15 protein-coding genes are annotated in these 16806 nt (G+C 71.4%); 9 read left to right on the forward strand and 6 right to left on the reverse strand.

Annotated features, from left to right (window positions below; genetic code table 11):
* Positions 1 to 138: 138 nt before the first annotated feature.
* Together AB0B94_RS21825 and AB0B94_RS21830 are read right to left on the reverse strand one after the other, a co-directional pair.
* A complete protein-coding gene (locus tag AB0B94_RS21825; RefSeq protein ID WP_357282846.1) occupies positions 139 to 1485 on the reverse strand; it encodes an extracellular solute-binding protein in 1347 nt (448 codons plus the stop codon).
* A 19-nt stretch (positions 1486 to 1504) separates the two neighbouring features.
* The gene (locus AB0B94_RS21830) at positions 1505 to 2635 is read right to left on the reverse strand and encodes a LacI family DNA-binding transcriptional regulator (RefSeq protein WP_238670628.1); all 1131 of its coding nucleotides are present in this window, start codon (positions 2633 to 2635) and stop codon (positions 1505 to 1507) included.
* Positions 2636 to 2871: 236 nt separating this feature from the next.
* Between AB0B94_RS21830 and AB0B94_RS21835 the strand changes: the two genes are divergently transcribed.
* From AB0B94_RS21835 to AB0B94_RS21870, 8 genes are all read left to right on the forward strand, one after another.
* Positions 2872 to 4200, forward strand: coding sequence for a Gfo/Idh/MocA family oxidoreductase (locus AB0B94_RS21835; RefSeq protein ID WP_357282849.1), 1329 nt, complete (start codon positions 2872 to 2874; stop codon positions 4198 to 4200).
* A gap of 25 nt (positions 4201 to 4225) precedes the next feature.
* Positions 4226 to 5659 carry a glucuronate isomerase gene (uxaC, locus tag AB0B94_RS21840; protein ID WP_357282853.1) on the forward strand — a complete coding sequence of 478 codons (1434 nt, stop codon included), beginning with the start codon at positions 4226 to 4228 and terminating at the stop codon, positions 5657 to 5659.
* Positions 5656 to 6960, forward strand: a complete 1305-nt coding sequence (locus tag AB0B94_RS21845) for an enolase C-terminal domain-like protein (protein WP_357282856.1) — start codon at positions 5656 to 5658, stop codon at positions 6958 to 6960. Before uxaC ends, AB0B94_RS21845 begins: the two co-directional genes overlap by 4 nt.
* Positions 6951 to 8444, forward strand: a complete 1494-nt coding sequence (locus AB0B94_RS21850) for a mannitol dehydrogenase family protein (RefSeq protein ID WP_357282859.1) — start codon at positions 6951 to 6953, stop codon at positions 8442 to 8444. Before AB0B94_RS21845 ends, AB0B94_RS21850 begins: the two co-directional genes overlap by 10 nt.
* Entirely contained in the window at positions 8434 to 9648 is a 1215-nt protein-coding gene (locus AB0B94_RS21855; protein WP_357282861.1) for a Gfo/Idh/MocA family oxidoreductase, read from the forward strand. The genes AB0B94_RS21850 and AB0B94_RS21855 overlap by 11 nt, the downstream gene beginning before the upstream one ends.
* Before the next feature lie 53 nt (positions 9649 to 9701).
* A complete protein-coding gene (locus tag AB0B94_RS21860) occupies positions 9702 to 11057 on the forward strand; it encodes a polysaccharide lyase family 1 protein (protein ID WP_357282863.1) in 1356 nt (451 codons plus the stop codon).
* 82 nt (positions 11058 to 11139) lie between these two features.
* Complete coding sequence (locus tag AB0B94_RS21865; RefSeq protein WP_238670621.1) at positions 11140 to 11865, forward strand: HD domain-containing protein; 726 nt, start codon at positions 11140 to 11142, stop codon at positions 11863 to 11865.
* Positions 11866 to 12015: 150 nt separating this feature from the next.
* Positions 12016 to 13509: an FAD-binding oxidoreductase gene (locus AB0B94_RS21870; RefSeq protein WP_357282866.1), complete on the forward strand. Its 1494-nt coding sequence runs from the start codon at positions 12016 to 12018 to the stop codon at positions 13507 to 13509.
* A 77-nt stretch (positions 13510 to 13586) separates the two neighbouring features.
* Here AB0B94_RS21870 and AB0B94_RS21875 read toward each other — a convergent pair whose 3' ends face one another.
* Together AB0B94_RS21875 and AB0B94_RS21880 are read right to left on the reverse strand one after the other, a co-directional pair.
* Positions 13587 to 13952, reverse strand: coding sequence for a barstar family protein (locus AB0B94_RS21875; protein ID WP_357282869.1), 366 nt, complete (start codon positions 13950 to 13952; stop codon positions 13587 to 13589).
* A 74-nt stretch (positions 13953 to 14026) separates the two neighbouring features.
* Complete coding sequence (locus AB0B94_RS21880; RefSeq protein WP_244166133.1) at positions 14027 to 14476, reverse strand: ribonuclease domain-containing protein; 450 nt, start codon at positions 14474 to 14476, stop codon at positions 14027 to 14029.
* Positions 14477 to 14761: 285 nt separating this feature from the next.
* Here AB0B94_RS21880 and AB0B94_RS21885 point away from each other — a divergent pair, with 285 nt between their 5' ends.
* Complete coding sequence (locus AB0B94_RS21885) at positions 14762 to 15598, forward strand: hypothetical protein (protein ID WP_357282871.1); 837 nt, start codon at positions 14762 to 14764, stop codon at positions 15596 to 15598.
* Positions 15599 to 15683: 85 nt separating this feature from the next.
* Here AB0B94_RS21885 and AB0B94_RS21890 read toward each other — a convergent pair whose 3' ends face one another.
* On the reverse strand, positions 15684 to 16070 hold the full coding sequence (locus tag AB0B94_RS21890; protein ID WP_357282874.1) for a DUF559 domain-containing protein: 387 nt from the start codon (positions 16068 to 16070) through the stop codon (positions 15684 to 15686).
* Positions 16071 to 16114: 44 nt separating this feature from the next.
* Positions 16115 to 16639: a hypothetical protein gene (locus tag AB0B94_RS21895; protein ID WP_357282876.1), complete on the reverse strand. Its 525-nt coding sequence runs from the start codon at positions 16637 to 16639 to the stop codon at positions 16115 to 16117.
* Between the last annotated feature and the right edge of the window lie 167 nt (positions 16640 to 16806).

The following is a 16806-nucleotide window of genomic DNA, read 5'->3' on the forward strand; positions in this document are numbered from 1 at the left end:
GGAGTCCAGACGGCGGTCCGGCAAGGCGGAGATCGGTCCGGATACAACACCGGTATCCGGACCGATCTCCAACGCGGCCGGTCGTTGTCTGGGCCCGCCGCAGGCCGGCCGGGGACTTCGACACAGACCCTGGGGCGGTCAGGCGATGGCGGACTTGCACGCCTCGACGAACTGGGCGGCGGCCTCGGCGGGGGTGGCCCGGCCGTACTGCGCGTTCTCGGCCGCCTTGATCAGCTCGGACTTCACCTTGCTGTGGCCCTTGATCGGCACCTGCGGCGACTCGCCGAACTTCTGGGTCAGCTCCGCCTCGACGGCGATGGACTGCTTCATGGCCGGGTCGGTGGTGTCGTCGCTGACCACCCGGCGCAGATCCAAGTTGGACGGCAGGCCACGGTCGGTGCCGAGCAGCTTGACCGCTTCCATGTCGTTGTTCAAAAAGTTGATCACGTCGACCGCGATGTCCTTGTTCTTGCTGCCCTTGAACACCGACCAGTACATCGAGGCGCGGGCCCACTGCGCGCTCGGGTCACCGGGGTAGGCGATCACGCCCAGCTCGTCCTTGGTGTTCTTCTTCAGGTCCGGCATCTGGTTGGCCCAGACCCAGGAGGTCGCCGACTTACCGGTGACCACCAGTTGCTTGGTGACGTCGCTGGAGTTGCCCTCGTGGATGACGTCGGCGCTCGGGGTGGCCTTGCGGTCCCGGGCACCCTTCCACAGGTCGAACCACGTGGTCACGTCCTCGGCGGTGAAGCCCAACTCCTTGCCCTTGTAGAGGTCCTTGCCCTGTTGGCGCAGCCAGACCCAGAGCGCCTTGTAGTCGGCGCTCGGGTCCTGGGTGCCGGGCACCCTGGTCTTGGCGGTGACCTGCTCGGCCCAGGCGATGTGCTGCTCCCAGGTCATCCCGGTGGTCGGCTCGGGCAGGTTGTGCTTGGCCAGCAGCGTCTTGTTGTAGACCAGACCCTGGGTGTTCTCCCCGGCGGCCAGGCCGGCGAGCTTGCCGTCGACGACGCCGTACTGCCAGAGGCTCTTGGGGAACTTCGAGGTGTCCAGCTTTCCGGACTCCTGGTACGAGGTCAGGTCGAGTGTGGTGTTGCGGGCCGCGTACTCGGCGAGGTAGTTGTCGTCGATCTGGAACAGGTCCGGCGGGTTGCCGCCGGCGGTGAGCGTGGCCAGCTTGTCGAAGTAGCCCTGGTTGGCCTGCCAGGTCTTCTCGAATGTCACGTTCGGGTGCTTCTTGGTGTAGAGCGCGAGGGCGTCTTCGGTCAGCTTGGCCCGGGCGTCGCCACCCCACCAGAAGATGGAGAGCTTGACCGGCGCGTTCGGGTCGGTGGCGCCGCCGTCGTCTCCGCAGGCGGCGGCGCCGAACATCAGCGGTGCGGCGACCGTCACGGCGAGCAGGCCACGCAGCAGGCGCCGCCGGGGCAGCGGGGTACGGTGGGCGCGCCCGACGGGCGCGTCAGTGGTGGGGGGCGTTGCGGGGTGCATGTGCGCTCACTCCTCGGCATTAGGAGGCGACGGCGTCACCGGTGGCCGCAGTCGGGATGCCCGGGTCCGCAGGGCAATGCGGGCCCGGGCCACGTGGTGCGGCCAGGGGACGTGCCGGTCGGGCGTACGGGCCCGGGCCGGTCGAGTCGCGGATGACCAGGTCGGTCTGGAGCATTACCTGTGCTGTGGTACGACGGACGCCGAGCGCCGTGCCGGCACCGGACCCCCGCGCAGCGCGCGGTGACTCGATGTCCTGTTGCAGCAGCATGTCGACGGCCGTCCGGCCGGCGGCCCCGGTGGGTGTGGCCACCGTCGTCAGTTTGGGCCGGGTCAGCCGGCTCAGGGTGATGTCGTCGACCCCGACGACGCTCACCTCCTGCGGCACCCGGACCCCGAGCGCGTCCAGCCCTTCGATCAGGCCGATCGCCATCAGGTCGTTGTAGGCGAGCACTGCCGACACACCACTGCGTCGCACCTGCTCGGCGACGGCGGAGCCGCCGACCTCGGTGGGCGCGTTGGGGCCGAGCATGGTCAGCTCCGCGCCGCCGGCCCGCGCGGCCGCGGCGGCGGCACGGCGCATCTCCCGGTTGGTCCACGAGCTGCGCGGGCCACCGAGCAGCGCGATGCTGCGGTGTCCCAGGCCGACCAGGTGCTCGATCGCCGAGCGGGCGCCCTGCCCGACGTCCATCAGCACGCAGGGCAGGCCGGTCACCTGGCGGTTCACCACGACCAGCGGCACCTCGCGGCTGAGTTGCTCGATCAGGCTGTTGCTCATCCGGGGGCTGCACAGCAGCACCCCGTCCACCTGCTTCGCGAGGGCGTGGACCAGTTCTTCCTCGGCGGTCGGGTCCTCGTTGGTGTCGGCCACGAAGACGTGGTAGTCGCGGTGTCGGGCCTGACTCTCCGCCGCCTTGATCAGCGGCGGAAAGAACGGGTTCGCGATGTCCGCGATGATCAGCCCGATGTTGTGGGTCCGCCCGGTGATCAGGGCCCGGGCGGCGCGGTTGGGCCGGTAGCCCAGATCTTCCGCGCAGGCCAGCACCCGGACCCGGGTCTCCGGGTTGACCAGGTGTGGAGCGGAGAAGGTGCGGGACACGGTGGAGATGTGCACACCGGACGCCCGGGCGACGTCCCGGATGGTGACTGGCACGGCGACCCCTTCGTCCGATGTGGTGGCGGTCACGCAGGTGTGGCCCATTAATGCAAACGGTTGCGCCAGTGTCAACGGTCAATGGTTACGGCTTCGTTGCACCCACACTCCCCCTAGTGACTTGCTGCCCCTCAAACGCTGACAAATGACGCCGATCCCGCTGTCGTCGTTGACGCGAACGGATCGATCGTGATTACTTCATTGCAAACCTTTGCAGCATCACGGGAGGCGACCGCATGTCACCGAGAGCCGCCGGACGGGCCCGCTACGCCGTCGTGGGCACCGGCGCGCGGGCCGAGATGTTCGTCCGGGCGCTGGTGCTCGACCACGCCGACACCACCGAGCTGGTCGCCTTCGCCGACGTCAACCAGGCCCGCATGGACGCGCACAACCGCTGGCTGGGCGAGCTAGGTCACCGCCCGGTGCCCACGTATCCGGCCGGTGACTTCACAGCCATGCTGGACTCCGAGCGCGTCGACGTCGTCCTGGTCACCAGCGTGGACGTCACCCACGACGAGTACGTGGTGGCAGCGCTGCGCGCCGGCCGGGAGGTCGTCACCGAGAAACCGATGACAGTGGACGTGGCCCGCTGCCGGCGCATCCTGGACACGGTTGCCGAGACCGGCGGCCGGGTGACTGTCGCCTTCAACTACCGCTACAACCCGCTGCACGAACAGGTTCGCCGACTGCTCGCCGAGGGCGCGGTCGGCGAGATCGGCTCGGTGCACTTCGAGTGGTTGCTCGACGTCCGCCACGGCGCGGACTACTTCCGTCGCTGGCACCGCGACAAGGCCACCTCCGGCGGGTTGATGGTGCACAAGGCCAGCCACCACTTCGACCTGGTCAACTGGTGGCTGGCCGCCACACCCGTCGAGGTGTACGCGGCCGGCCGACTCTTCTTCTACGGCGCTGACGGTCGCCGGCACGGCTACGCCCGCGACTACGACCGGGCGCACGGCTCCCCCGCCGCCGCCGACGACCCGTTCGCGCTGCGGCTGGACGCGCACCCCCGGCTGCGCGAGCTGTACCTCGACGCCGAGGCCGAGGACGGCTACCAACGCGACCGCAACGTCTTCGCGCCCGGGGTGAGCATCGAGGACGACATGGCGGTGCTGGCCCGCTACTCCACCGGTGCCACCATGACCTACCACCTCACCGCGTACGCGCCCTGGGAGGGCTACCGGGTGATGGTCAACGGCAGCCGTGGCCGACTGGAGCTGGACGTGGCCGAGAACGACCACGTCGACAGGGGCACCTCCGGCGCGGTCAAGGGCGCCGCCCTGCACGGTGTCGAGGCGCCGGCCGAGGGCGGTGGTGCGACGCTTACCCTGCGCCCGTTCTGGGCCCCGCCCCGGCAGATCCCGGTGGAGGGTCGCAGCCGGCACGGGCACGGCGGCGCGGACGCCCGGATGACCGGGGTGCTCCTCGGCGGTCAACCCGACCCGTTGGGCCGCGCCGCGACCGCCGACGACGGCGCGTTGGCCCTGCTCACCGGTCTGGCAGCCAACCGGTCCTTCGAGACCGGCCAACCCGTCCGCGTCGCCGACCTGCTCACCCCCCGCTGACACAGGAGACGAGGAGCCCCACTCCGTGCCCACGTTCGACCACACCGATCTGCTCCTGCCGCCCGAGCCGGGCCAGCGCGCGCTGGCCCGGGAGCTGTACGCCCTGGCGGCGGAGCAGCCCATCATCTCGCCGCACGGGCACGTCGACCCGGCCCTGCTCGCCGAGGACCGCCCCTTCCCGGACCCGGCGCAGTTGCTCATCGTGCCCGACCACTACCTGACCCGGATGCTGCTCAGTCAGGGTGTGCCCCCGGCGGATCTGGGGGTGCCCACCCGCGACGGCAGCCCGGTGGAGACCGACGGCCGGGTGATCTGGCGACGCTTCGCCGCGCACTGGCACCTGTTCCGGGGCACGCCGTCGCGACTCTGGCTGGAACAGACCTTCCGCACCGTGTTCGGGGTGCACACCCCGCTTCGCCCCGGCACCGCCGACGCCCTCTACGACGAGATCGCGGCCCGCCTCGCCGAGCCGGACTTCCGGCCCCGGGCGCTGTTCGAGCGGTTCAACATCGAGGTCCTCGCGACCACCGAGTCACCGCTGGACGACCTCGCGCAGCACGCCAAGCTCGCCGCCGACGGGTGGGGTGGGCCGGGCGGCCGGGTGGTCACCACGTTCCGCCCCGACGACGTGGTGGACATGGAGTTCGAGGGCTGGTCGACAAACGTGGACCGTCTCGGCGATCGGGCCGGTGAGGACACCGGCACGTACGCCGGCTACCTGGCCGCGCTGCGGGCCCGACGCGCCGCGTTCATCGCCGCCGGGGCCACCTCCTCCGACCACGGTCACCCCACCGCGCGCACCCTGGACCTGACCCCGGCCGAGGCCGGGCGGCTCTACGACCGGGGCCGGCGCGGCGAGGCCGACGCCGCCGACGCGGAGGCGTTCCGGGCGCACATGCTCGTGGAGTTCGCCAGGATGTCGCTCGACGACGGCCTGGTCATGCAACTGCACCCCGGCGCGGTGCGCAACCACAACCGGTGGTTGCACGCCCGGCACGGCCGCGACGTCGGCGGCGACATCCCACAGGCCACCGAGTACGTGCACGCGCTCGCCCCGCTGCTGGAGCGCTACGGCAACGACCCCCGGCTACGACTGGTGCTCTACACCCTCGACGAGGACACCTTCACCCGCGAGTTGGCGCCCCTCGCGGGCGGGTACGCCGCGCTGCTGCTCGGCGCGCCCTGGTGGTTCCTGGACTCCCCGGAGGTGCTGCGCCGGTTCCGGGAGACGGTGACCGAGAGCGCCGGCTTCTACAACACCACCGGGTTCGTCGACGACACCCGGGCGTTCTGTTCCATCCCGGTCCGCCACGACGTGGCCCGCCGGGTGGACGCCGGCTTCCTGGCCCGGCTCGTCGCCGAGCACCGGCTACCGATGGACGAGGCCGTCGAGACCATCGTCGACCTGGCGTACCGGCTGCCCAGGCGGGTCTTCAACTTCGGAGGACACCAGCAATGACAGTCACCATCACCTCCGTCGAGGTGCACGACGTGCGGTTCCCCACCGCCGCCCGGGGCGACGGCTCCGACGCGATCAACCGGGGTGACTACTCGGCGACGTACGTGGAGCTGGGCACCGACGCCGGCGCGACCGGCGCCGGGTTCACCTTCACCAACGGCCGGGGCAACGAGATCACCTGCGCGGCGGTGCGTGCCCTGGCCCACCACGTCCAGGGGCGCACCATCGAGGAGATCACCGCCGAGCCGGTGGCGTTCTGGCGCTCGCTCAGCGCCGACGTGCAGCTGCGCTGGCTGGGTCCGGAGAAGGGCGTCATCCACATGGCCACCGGCGCGCTGGTCAACGCGGTGTGGGACCTGCGGGCAACACTGGCCGGCACGCCGATGTGGCGCTTCCTCGCCGAGCTGCCCACCGACGACCTCGTGGCCAGCATCGACTTCAAGCACATCACCGACGCGCTCACGCCGGACGAGGCGGCCGCCATCCTCGACAAGGGACGTGACGGGCTGGCCGACCGGTTGGCGGCCCTCGAACGCGACGGTTTCCCGTCGTACACCACCTCGGTGGGGTGGCTCGGCTACCCGGACGACAAGGTGCGGGCGCTGACCCGGCAGGCGTACGCCGACGGCTGGCGGGCGATGAAGATGAAGGTCGGCGGTCCGCTCGCCGACGATCTGCGGCGGGCCCGGATCATCCGGGAGGAGATCGGCCCGGACGCGCTGTTGATGATGGACGCCAACCAGGTCTGGGACGTCGACGAGGCGATCACCGCGATGGCGGCGCTGGCCGAGGTGGACCCGTACTGGATCGAGGAGCCCACCCACGCCGACGACATCCTCGGGCACGCCCGGATCGCCCGCGCGGTGACCGAGTTGACTGCCGGCCGCTGCCGGGTGGCCACCGGGGAGGTGGCCGCCAACCGAGTGATCTTCAAACAGCTGCTCCAGGCCGAGGCGATCGGGGTGATGCAGGTCGACGCCTGCCGGGTCGGCGGCGTCAACGAGGTGCTGGCCGAGCTGCTACTGGCGGCGAAGTTCGGCGTGCCGGTGTGCCCGCACGCCGGCGGCGTGGGCCTCTGCGAGTACGTCCAGCACCTGGCGATCTTCGACTACCTGCGGGTGGGCACCGGCCTGGACGGCCGGATGATCGAGTACGTCGACCATCTGCACGAACACTTCGTCGATCCGGTGCGGACCCGCGGTGGCCGCTATCTGCTGCCCGAGCGGCCCGGTTACAGCGCCACCATGAAGCCCGCGTCGATCGCCGAGTTCCGTTTCCCGGACGGTCCGGCATGGCGGTGACCGTCGGGGCCTCCCGGCTCGGCCTGGGCATGCTGCGCCGGCTGCCCGCCGAGGCCCGCCCGCTGATCCGGCCGGGCACCGTGCCGACCGGCGTCGTACACCTGGGGTTGGGCGCGTTCCACCGGGCCCACCAGGCCGTGTTCACCGAGGCCGCGGTCGGCGCGGCCGGAGGTGACTGGGGCATCGTGGCCGTCGCGCCGCGCAGCGCCGCGGTGGTCGAGGCGATCGCCGCGCAGGACAACCTGTTCAGCGTCAGCACCCTCTCCGCGGCCGGCAGCTCCACCCGGGTGGTGGGAGCCCTGAGCGGCGTCCGGCACGCGCCCAGCGACCCGGACGCCGTGGTGGCGTTGCTCGCCGACCCGGCGGTCCGCGTGGTGACCCTGACCGTCACCGAGAAGGCGTACCAACTCGACCCGGTGACCGGCCGACTGTCCCCGGACTCGGCGCTCGCCGCGGACCTGGCCGGCGGCGGAGCGCCGACCACTGTGCCGGGGCTGCTGCTGCGCGGGCTGGCCGCCCGGGCCGCCGCGGACGCCGGGCCGGTGGCGCTGGTGAGCTGCGACAACCTGCCGGCCAACGGTCGACGACTGCGCGGCATGCTCGACCAGGCGGTCGGCCGGGCCGCCGGGGTGCCCGCCGGGCTCGTCGAGTGGGTGGCCGGCAACGTCACCTGCCCGGGCACCATGGTGGACCGGATCGTGCCGGCCAGCACCCCGGAGACGATCGAGGCGGCCCGGCGGGCGCTCGGGGTGACCGACCTGGCCGCGGTGGCCGCGGAGCCGTACGCGCAGTGGGTGATCGAGGACGATTTCCCCGGCGGCCGGCCCGGCTGGGAGTTCGCCGGGGCGGTGCTCACCGAGGACGCCGGCCCGTGGGAGCGGTTGAAGCTGCGCGCCCTCAACGGGGTGCACTCCGCCATCGCGTACCTCGGAGCGTTGGCCGGTCGGGAGACGATCGCCGACGCGCTGGAGATCCCGCACCTGCGTGACGTGTTGCGCCGGCTGGTCGCCGAGGACGTGGCGGCCAGCTTCACCCCGCCGGACGGGGTGCGGGTCGTCGACTACGGCGAGCAGGCGCTCGCCCGGTTCGGTAACCCGGCGATCCACCACCGCACCCTCCAGGTGGCGATCGACGGCTCCCAGAAGCTGCCGCAGCGCGTCCTGCACACCATCGCCGACCTGCGCGCGGCCGGGCGGTCCGCGCGCTGGGGCGCGCTGGTCGTGGCGTCCTGGTTGCGCTTCGCGCTGGGGTACGCCGACGACGGCCGGCCGTTGCCGCTACAGGACCCACTGGCCGGGCCGATCCGGGCCGCGCTGGACGCCGGGGCGCAGAGCCCGGCGGGCGCCGTCGACGCGGTCTTCGCGCTGCGCGACGTCATCCCGCTGGAGGTGGCCGAGGACGACGAGGTCCGCGCGGACGTGATCGCCTGGCTGACCGCGTTGGAGCGGCACGGCGTCGAGGCCACCCTGGCCGGTGCCCGGTGACCGGGTCCACCCGGACCGGCCGGCGGTGAGCGGGGCGACCCCGCCGCCCCGGGTGGCGGTGATCGGGGCGAACGGGCACGGTCGCTGGCACCGGCGGGTGATCGCGCCGCTGCACGCCGCCGGTCGACTGCGGTTGGTCGCCCTGGTCGACGTCCGGCCGGTGGAGGACGACCCGGAAGCCCCGGTGCCGCCGGGGGTGGCGGTGTTCACCGACCACCGGTCGATGCTCGCCGCCACCCGGCCGGAGGTGGTGGTGATCTGCACGCCGCCGCACACCCACCTGGCGATCGCCCGCGACGCCCTGGCCACCGGCGCGGACCTGCTGCTGGAGAAGCCCCCGGTGCTGTCGTTGGCCGAGCACGAGGAGCTGACCTGGGCCCTCACCGCCGCCGGTCGGGTGGCCCAGGTGGGCTTCCAGGCGCTCGGCTCGGCGGCCCTCACCGCGCTGACCGACGCGCTGGCCGCCGGCCGGTTGGGCACTGTCACCGGCATCTCCACCATCGCCGCGTGGCAACGGCCGGACGCCTACTACGCCCGCTCTCCCTGGGCCGGTCGACGGAGTGTGGACGGCCGACCCGTGCTGGACGGCGCGCTCGTCAACCCGCTCGCGCACGCGGTGATGCAGTGCCTGGCGATCGCCGAGGCGCTCGCCGGGGCGACGCCGTGGCCGGTCGCGATAGAGGTGGAACGCTACCGGGTCCGGCCGATCGAGGTGGAGGACACCGCCGTGCTGCGGGTGCGGTTCCGCGCCGGGCCGCCGGTGCTGGTGGCGGTGACCCTGGCCGCCGAGGAGTTCGTGGCGGGCGAGGTGGTGGTGACCGGCACGACGGGGCAGGCGGTGTTGGAGTACCCGACCGACCGGTTGCGCCTGCCCGGGGACGTGGTGACCCGCCGGGTGCCGGGGCGGCTGGGGCTGCTGGAGAACCTGCTCGCCCACCGGGCCGACCCGTCGGGCGTTCCACTGATCGCACCGCTGGCCCGTACCGCGCCGTTCACCGCGCTGCTGGACGCGCTGCGGCCCGCGCCGGAGCCCCGGCTGCTCGACGGCGAGCTGGTGAGCACCAACGGCGAGGACGGGGAGCGGGTCCGTCACCTGCGGGGCGTCGTCGACGTGTTGCGCCGGGCGGCCGAGCGGGGGGCGCTGCCGAGCGAACTGGGGGTGCCGTGGGCGTCAGGCGCGTACCGCGCCGAGCTGACCGGATAGCGGTCAGAGACCACCTGGGACCGACCTCCACCACCAACGAATGGAGTGAGTCGATGCGCAGAATCCTCGGCGGCGCCACAGTTGTCGCCCTTCTCCTCGGCGCCGCCCCGGCCGCCGCCGCCACCCGTGGGGACGTTCCGTCCGCCGACCGGCTCTCCTGGTTGGCCGAGCACCTCGGGCGGCAGACGCTGCCCGAGCGCGACGGTTGGGCGTCCGACGGCCCCGGCACCACCGGCGGCTCGGCGGCCACCCCCGAGCGGACCCGGGTGGTCCACAACCGGGCGGAACTGGTCGCCGCGCTGGGCGGCGACAACGCTGGCAACGCCGCCGACGCCACCGGAAAGCTCATCTACGTCGACGGTGCCGTCGACGGCTTCGAAGGGCCCGCCGGCACGCCGCTGAGCTGCGCCGACCTGGCCGACCCGGCCTACCGGTTGGACGCCTACCTGGCCGCGTACGACCCGGCGGTGTGGGGGCGGGTGCCGCCGAGCGGGCCGCTGGAGGAGGCTCGGGTGCGCTCGGTGACCAACCAGACCCGGCAGACCCAGATCAACGTCGGGCCGAACACCACGATCGTCGGGCTGCGTGGCGCTCGGCTGACCGGCCTCACCCTCATGATCGACCGGGCGTCGAACGTCATCGTCCGCAACCTGACCCTCGTCGACGCCCGGGACTGCTTCCCCGCCTGGTCGCCGACCGACGGCGAGGCGGGCAACTGGAACAGCCAGTACGACCAGATCTCGGTACGCCGCAGCGAGAACGTCTGGGTCGACCACAACACCTTCACCGACGGCGACAACCCGGAAAGCGCTCAGCCGGTGTACTTCGGTCGGCCGTACCAGGTGCATGACGGGTCGCTGGACGTCACCCACACCGCCAGCCTGGTCACCGCCTCCTGGAACCGGTTCACGGGTCGGGACAAGCTGCTGTTGATCGGCTCGTCCAACACCGTCGGCCCGGACGTGGGCCGGCTGCGGGTCACAGTGCACCACAACCTCTTCGACGGCGTGCTGCAACGGCTGCCCCGGGTGCGTTTCGGTCAGGTCGACGTCTACAACAACCACTACCGGCTCGGTGGGGACGACTTCCAGTACGCGCTCGGCGTCGGTGTCCAGTCGGCGATCTACGCGCAGAACAACTTCTTCACAGTGGACGCGGGGGTCGACCCGGCGGACCTGCTCTACGACTGGGGCGGCACCGCGTTGACCGAGCGGGGCTCCTGGGTCCGCCGGGGCGCCGGCGCGGCCCGACCGGTCGACCTGCTGGCGGCGTACAACGCGACCCATGAACCCGACCTGGCCGCGGACGCGGGCTGGACGCCCACCCTGCGCCGCGACCCCGTGCTGCCGGCGCCGCTGGTCCCCCTCCTGGTGGGCCCGCTCGCCGGGGCCGACCGGCTGCCGATCTGACGGCTCGGCGCGCCCGCAACTCGCGGTCGGGTCGGCGACGCACGGGCTCATCGATCTGGTGATGATCGGCTATAAGTGACGGATGGACTTCCCGCCGCACCTGGGCAGCATGCCGATGCACGCGATCACCGAGATCCACGGCGAACCGGGCCTGCTGGAGCGTTTCCGGTTGGAGGTCCAGCAGTTCGACGACGCCGCCCGGGCACGGTTGACCGCCGCGCTCGACCTCGCCGCCGAACTGCACCGCGACGATCGACGCGTCCGCGAGCCGTACCTGAACCACCTGCTGCGGGTGGCGATCAGGCTGATGCACCACTACCAGGTGCGGGACGTGGACGTGATCGTCGCCGGTCTGCTGCACGACGCGGTGGAGGACCATCCGGTCGAGCTGGCCGACGGCGACGCGGGCACCGATCCGACCGGGGCCGCGCTGGCCGCGCTCGCTGCGCGGTTCGGGCCACGGGTGGCCACCCTGGTCGCCGCCGTCACCAATCCGGTGTACGACCCCGAGCGGGACCGCAACGCGCAGTACCGGGAGCACCTGGCGGTCAGTCTGGACCGGGAACCCTGGGCCCGGGTGATCAAGGTGTCGGACTTCACCGACAACGGGGTGGGCGTGATCCACACGGTCGGGCCGAAGGTGATCTCGTCGGCCCGGAAGTACCGGCCGCTGGTGCCGCTGTTCCGGGACCTGATCGGCCGGCCGGACACTCCGTTGTCGCCAGCGGTGAAGCGGCACATCTTCGGCCAACTGGATCTTGCCGAGGAACGGTTCAGCGCCATCCTGGACCAGCCCGCCCCGAACTGACCCGGCTCCGGATCACCCGACCGGGTTCCGTGACAAGTTCTCAGATCTGTCCGGAAGCCTCGGGCATTACGGTTGGTTTGCGCCAGATGAGAGGAAATGCCCCTCTCGGTTCGCTTTTCGGGCGTGTCACCAATCGAGAGGATTCGGACCATGCGCGACCTTTCCCGTCGTGATCTGCTCAGGGCGACGGCCGTCGGCGCCGGGGCGGTCGCCATCCCGAGCGTGATCGCCGGCAGCTCGGCCATCGCGGCCGACGGTCCCGGGTGGCCCTCCGACACGAGGTTCCCGCCAGCACAGCTGACCGGCCGGATCGTCCGCCCGCAGAGCCCCAACTACGCGGAGGCCAGCCTCGGCTGGGACGAGCTGTTCGTGCACTATCCGCTGGTCATCGTCTTCGCTCAGGAGACCCAGGACGTGGTCAACGCGCTCACCTGGGCGCGGCAGCACGACGTCGCGCTGCGGGTACGCAGTGGCCGGCACAACCTGGAAGGCTGGTCGAACGTCGACAACGGCATCGTGATCGATGTCAGCGAGCTGAAGGACGTCCACATCGACACCGCCGCCCGCACGGCGAAGGTCGGCGCGGGGCTCAACCAGTCGGAGGCGGTGACCGCCCTCGGAGAACACGACCTCGCGGCGACGACCGGCACGGAGGGGACGGTGGGCCTCTCCGGGGCCACCCTCGGCGGCGGCTTCGGCTTCCTCACCCGCTACCTCGGGATGGCCTGCGACAACCTAATCGGCGCGGAGATCGTCGTGGCGGCGGGCGCCGACGGGGCCAAGGTGCTCGAGGTGGACCCGTGGAACCACTCGGACCTGCTCTGGGCGCTGCGCGGCGCGGGCAACGGCAACTTCGGGATCGTCACCTCGCTGACCTACCAGGTCGCTCCGCTCGCCAGCGTCGCCTACCTGCAGGTGACCTGGCCCGGTCTCGGCGACCTGCACGAGGTCTTCGACGCCTGGCAGCGTGTCGCGCCCTTCACCGACCCGCGCCTCGGCAGTCAGGTCGAGGTCCACCCGGATGAGATCCTGCTGTTCGCGGTGCTCGCGGAGGGATCCGAGGCGGAGGCCAGGAAACTGCTGGCGCCGATCCTGTCAATCGGCAACCCCACTGTCACAGTGCAGATCGGCGGCTGGGGCGACGTCTACGCCGACTTCCAGATCCCGAACGAGGACGAGCCCGCGAAGTGGAAGTTCTTCTCCCAGTTCACCCGCGAACCGTTCCCGGAGAAGGCGGTCAGCATCGTCCGTGAGTTCATGGAGAAGGCCCCCTCGCCCGACAGCAACTTCTTCACCCAGGCCTTCGGCCGCGGGGCGCAACGGCAGGAACCATTCGGTGGCGCCGCCTTCCCGCACCGCGACGCGCTCTTCTACTCCGAGCCAGGCGTCGGCTGGGGCGAACGCGGTGAGCCCGACAGCGACGATGCCATCACGCCGATCGCCCAGACCTGGATCGCCGAGTTCAGCCAGGCGCTGCGGCCCTACGTGGACGGCGCCTACGTCAACGTGCCGAACATCGGCATGGCCGAGTGGGAGAAGGCCTACTGGGGGCACAACTTCCCCCGGCTGCGCAAGATCAAGGCGAAGTACGACCCGCACAACGTCTTCCAGTACGAGCAGAGCATCCCGCCCGCGACGCACTGACCCGGATGCCCGGCGGTACGGGTGGCACCCACCCGCACCGCCGGGCACCGCCGCCGACGGCGGGCTCGAATCACCGCTCAGGAGGGCGTGGCCTCGGTGAGGACGACGCGCAACGGGTGCGGGGCGCTGGTGGCGAGGTCACCGAGCACGCTGAACAGCAGGCCGTACTGGTCGGTTGGCTCGTCGGCGAGCAACTGGCCGGCGTCGGTGATCAGCAGGGTGAGCGGGCCGGCGTCGAGCAGGTCCCGGAGCACGTCGGAGAGGGCGTCCCAGGTCTCCCCCAGGTACGCCGGCAGGGCCAGTACGGCGGCGAGCGCGGCGAACAGGCCAGCCCTGGTCCGGGTCGCCGCCCCGGCCAGCACCACCGCGCCGGGCACGTCGAGGGCGTCGTCCCGGCAGACGGTCAGCCAATCGGGGGTCCGATCCGCGTTCTCATCGACCATCAACTGCCTCCTGATTCGAACTGGGCGACGACCTTACGAGGGCCGACCGACCTCGGCCGGCCGGCCCGGGTCGGTCAGAGGCGGTAGAAGTCGGTGTAGTGGTTGGGCGAGAACCAGGTGACCCCGGTGCTGCGGTTCACCACGATCCGGTACGCGTCCCGGGCGGCGCCCTGGGTGCGCGGGTAGACGTCGTACTCGTAGTAGGTGGCGTTTGTGGGCAGTTGACCCTCGTAGTTGTAGAACTGGCCGCCGGCGAAGTTGGACTTCCCGCCGCTCCAGGAGTACCAGCCTCGGCTGGTCGGGAAGCCCTTGGCGGACCAACCCGAACGGGCGGTGCGAGCGTCCGCGCAGCGGCTCATGGTGCAGGAGCTGTAGACCGCCGCCGAGGCCGGGTCGGTCAACCGAGGGGAAACCACGGACGGGCCGACCAGCGCGGCGGCGACCATGGCCAGGAGCAGGGCGAGGGTGGTGGTACGCCGGCGGATCGCGCCGAGCGTGGCCAGCGGGGACACGAGGGTGGACACAGGCTGCCTCCAGACCATCTGATCCATCGATCCGTGTGATTGTCGGACCGGACCCAGTCTCACCGCTGCCGGTCGGCGACAACACCCCTCGGCGCCCCAACTGCTCCACAATGCTCGGTAAACCCCGAGTGATCATCTGTATCAGCGAATCGACCGTCCCATCATCGACGGCGCGCATGGACTGGTTCGTACCGATATGTGGTCTGCTCGGCGACGGCGTGGCGGCAGGCATATCGGTCACCGGTTGTTAGCGTGAAACGCGGATCCGTGACCGGGGAGGGTGCCATGACGGACGCCCCCGACGGGAGGCCGAGGCCAGCGGACCAGTGGCGGCACCGGGGCATACGAGGGTTGACCGTGGCCCGCGACGCCGGTGTGCGCGGCTGGCGGTGGTGGGCGCGAAACTGGGATCGGCTGGTCGCCGCGCTCCAGGACGAGGCGCCCGTCGGCCCCGCTGCCGCGCCGTCGCCGTCCGGTCCACTCGTCGAACAACGCGACGCACCCCGGCTGATCGCGGTCCCCGCACGCGGGTACGTGTACTCCTTCTACATCCGCGCCACGTTCGCCTGGTCGTCATCAGCGAGCCTGCGGTCCGAGGTGCTGAGCTGGTACGTGCAGTACTTCCAAGCCAACGCCATCCAACGGCTGACCCGGCTCGCCGCCGACGCCGCCCGGGACCTGCCCCCGCACCGGGCCGGCGACCTGGAGGTGGCGTTGCAGCGGGCGCTCGCCGAGGACCCCCTGTGGCACTACCACCGGGGCGACATCACGCTCACCTGCCGCCCCGACGCCTCGGTACGGCTCGACGAACGGATCATGCCGGCGCTCCAGCCGCACGTCGACCGCCTGGTCAAGCTGGAATACCAGTTCGACGAGCAGATCCGAAAGGCCCGGTACGCCGAGGAGTTGAGCCGCCAGTGGGCGACGATCCTGGAGGATCACGCGGACGACGACGACCTGGCCGACGCCCGCGACCACATGCTCACGGCGCAACGAGAAGCCGCACGGTGGATCGCCGAACTCCTCCACCGCCACGCCAACCCCTCACCAGAGTCGGCACCGACGCCCAGGATTCCCCCACAACAGACCCACCCCACCCGTACACCGCCAGCCCCCGACTAGCCCGCCCCGCCCCACTCCCACTCCCTCCCCCTCATGATCAAGTGATGAAAAGTAGGTGTGGAGGGCCTCTGGGAGCTATTTCTCATCACTTGATCATGGTGCGGGTACGGTTGGCGAGGATGGCGAGGGTCTCCTGGCGGACCTGGACCGGATCCGTGGTGAGGCGGCGGTGGCTGAAGCGGACGACGACGATGCCGACGGTGGCGAGCAGGGCGTCGCGGCGGAGGTCGATCTCGCGTACGGCCGGGTCGCCGTGACTGGTCGCGCCGTCCAACTCGATGTTGACCCGTTCCGCCTCGGCGAACATGTCAAGGTAGATCGTCCGGGCACCGACCCGTACCCGCGCCTGCCGGATGAACCTCGGCATTCCGGGTCCGGTGAAGACGTGGTCGTGGCCCCAGATCTCCAACGGGCTGCGGCACCCGGCGGCGAGCCGGTCCAGCAAGGCGCTCAGAGCCCCACGGTCGGGCATTCTCACCACCTCGGCAAGGGCGGCGGCCAGGCGCGGCGGCGTGGTCATCGATCGTTGACCGCACCGATGAGCAAACTCGATCGGTCGACCGGCGGCAGCAGCGGCCAACAGTCCACCAGGGTCCGGTCGAGCCGGGTGACCAGCAGTCCTGCCCGTATCACCACCTGCGGCGGCGCGAGGGCGAAGTCGGACCGGTGGGCGACGACCAGATGCGGCCGGTCACGCAGGCCTGATCCTCGCGGCAGGTCGAGATACACCGGCTCGCCCGGTGGCTGGCGGCGTAGACCCCACACGTCGAGCGCGGTCAGGCGGCTCAGCGCCCCACGCCCGTCGGCGTACGCCAGCGCAGCGCGTCGGGCGACGTCCCGCTCGACCCGGGCCAGCATCGGCAGGTCGGCGTTGGGACTGCGGATCAGCGCGGCGTCGCCGTAGACCCCGGGCAGCAGTCGGATCAGCAGGTCCGCCCGCCGGGCGGTCTGGATCGTCCACGCCGGGGCCACCCGCAGCATGTCCCGTCGAGTGACCAGCCCATCGCCACGGACGAGGAGGGAATGAATCCGCGCATCCACCGCCTCACCCTGGCGTGACGCGCAGCCCTGCGAGGGCTGCTGTGGACAGCGGAGGCACCTGAGAACAGCCGCTCGGGCAGCGGTCGATTGTGCTATGCGTCCGTCAAGGCCCTTGGCGCAGCGTCCGGTCTCTCCACCAGCGCAGCCTCTTACCAGTCCGAACAATC

Source organism: Micromonospora sp. NPDC048986 (assembly GCF_040649335.1).
In the GTDB taxonomy this organism is placed as follows: Bacteria; Actinomycetota; Actinomycetes; order Mycobacteriales; family Micromonosporaceae; genus Micromonospora; species Micromonospora alfalfae.

Coding starts and splice junctions, on each gene's coding strand:
- AB0B94_RS21825 (WP_357282846.1), bottom strand. CDS start 1,485: ATGCACCCCGCAACGCCCCCCACCACTGACGCGCCCGTCGGGCGCGCC.
- AB0B94_RS21835 (WP_357282849.1), top strand. CDS start 2,872: ATGTCACCGAGAGCCGCCGGACGGGCCCGCTACGCCGTCGTGGGCACC.
- AB0B94_RS21845 (WP_357282856.1), top strand. CDS start 5,656: ATGACAGTCACCATCACCTCCGTCGAGGTGCACGACGTGCGGTTCCCC.
- AB0B94_RS21850 (WP_357282859.1), top strand. CDS start 6,951: ATGGCGGTGACCGTCGGGGCCTCCCGGCTCGGCCTGGGCATGCTGCGC.
- AB0B94_RS21860 (WP_357282863.1), top strand. CDS start 9,702: ATGCGCAGAATCCTCGGCGGCGCCACAGTTGTCGCCCTTCTCCTCGGC.
- AB0B94_RS21865 (WP_238670621.1), top strand. CDS start 11,140: ATGGACTTCCCGCCGCACCTGGGCAGCATGCCGATGCACGCGATCACC.
- AB0B94_RS21870 (WP_357282866.1), top strand. CDS start 12,016: ATGCGCGACCTTTCCCGTCGTGATCTGCTCAGGGCGACGGCCGTCGGC.
- AB0B94_RS21875 (WP_357282869.1), bottom strand. CDS start 13,952: ATGGTCGATGAGAACGCGGATCGGACCCCCGATTGGCTGACCGTCTGC.
- AB0B94_RS21885 (WP_357282871.1), top strand. CDS start 14,762: ATGACGGACGCCCCCGACGGGAGGCCGAGGCCAGCGGACCAGTGGCGG.
- AB0B94_RS21890 (WP_357282874.1), bottom strand. CDS start 16,070: ATGCCCGACCGTGGGGCTCTGAGCGCCTTGCTGGACCGGCTCGCCGCC.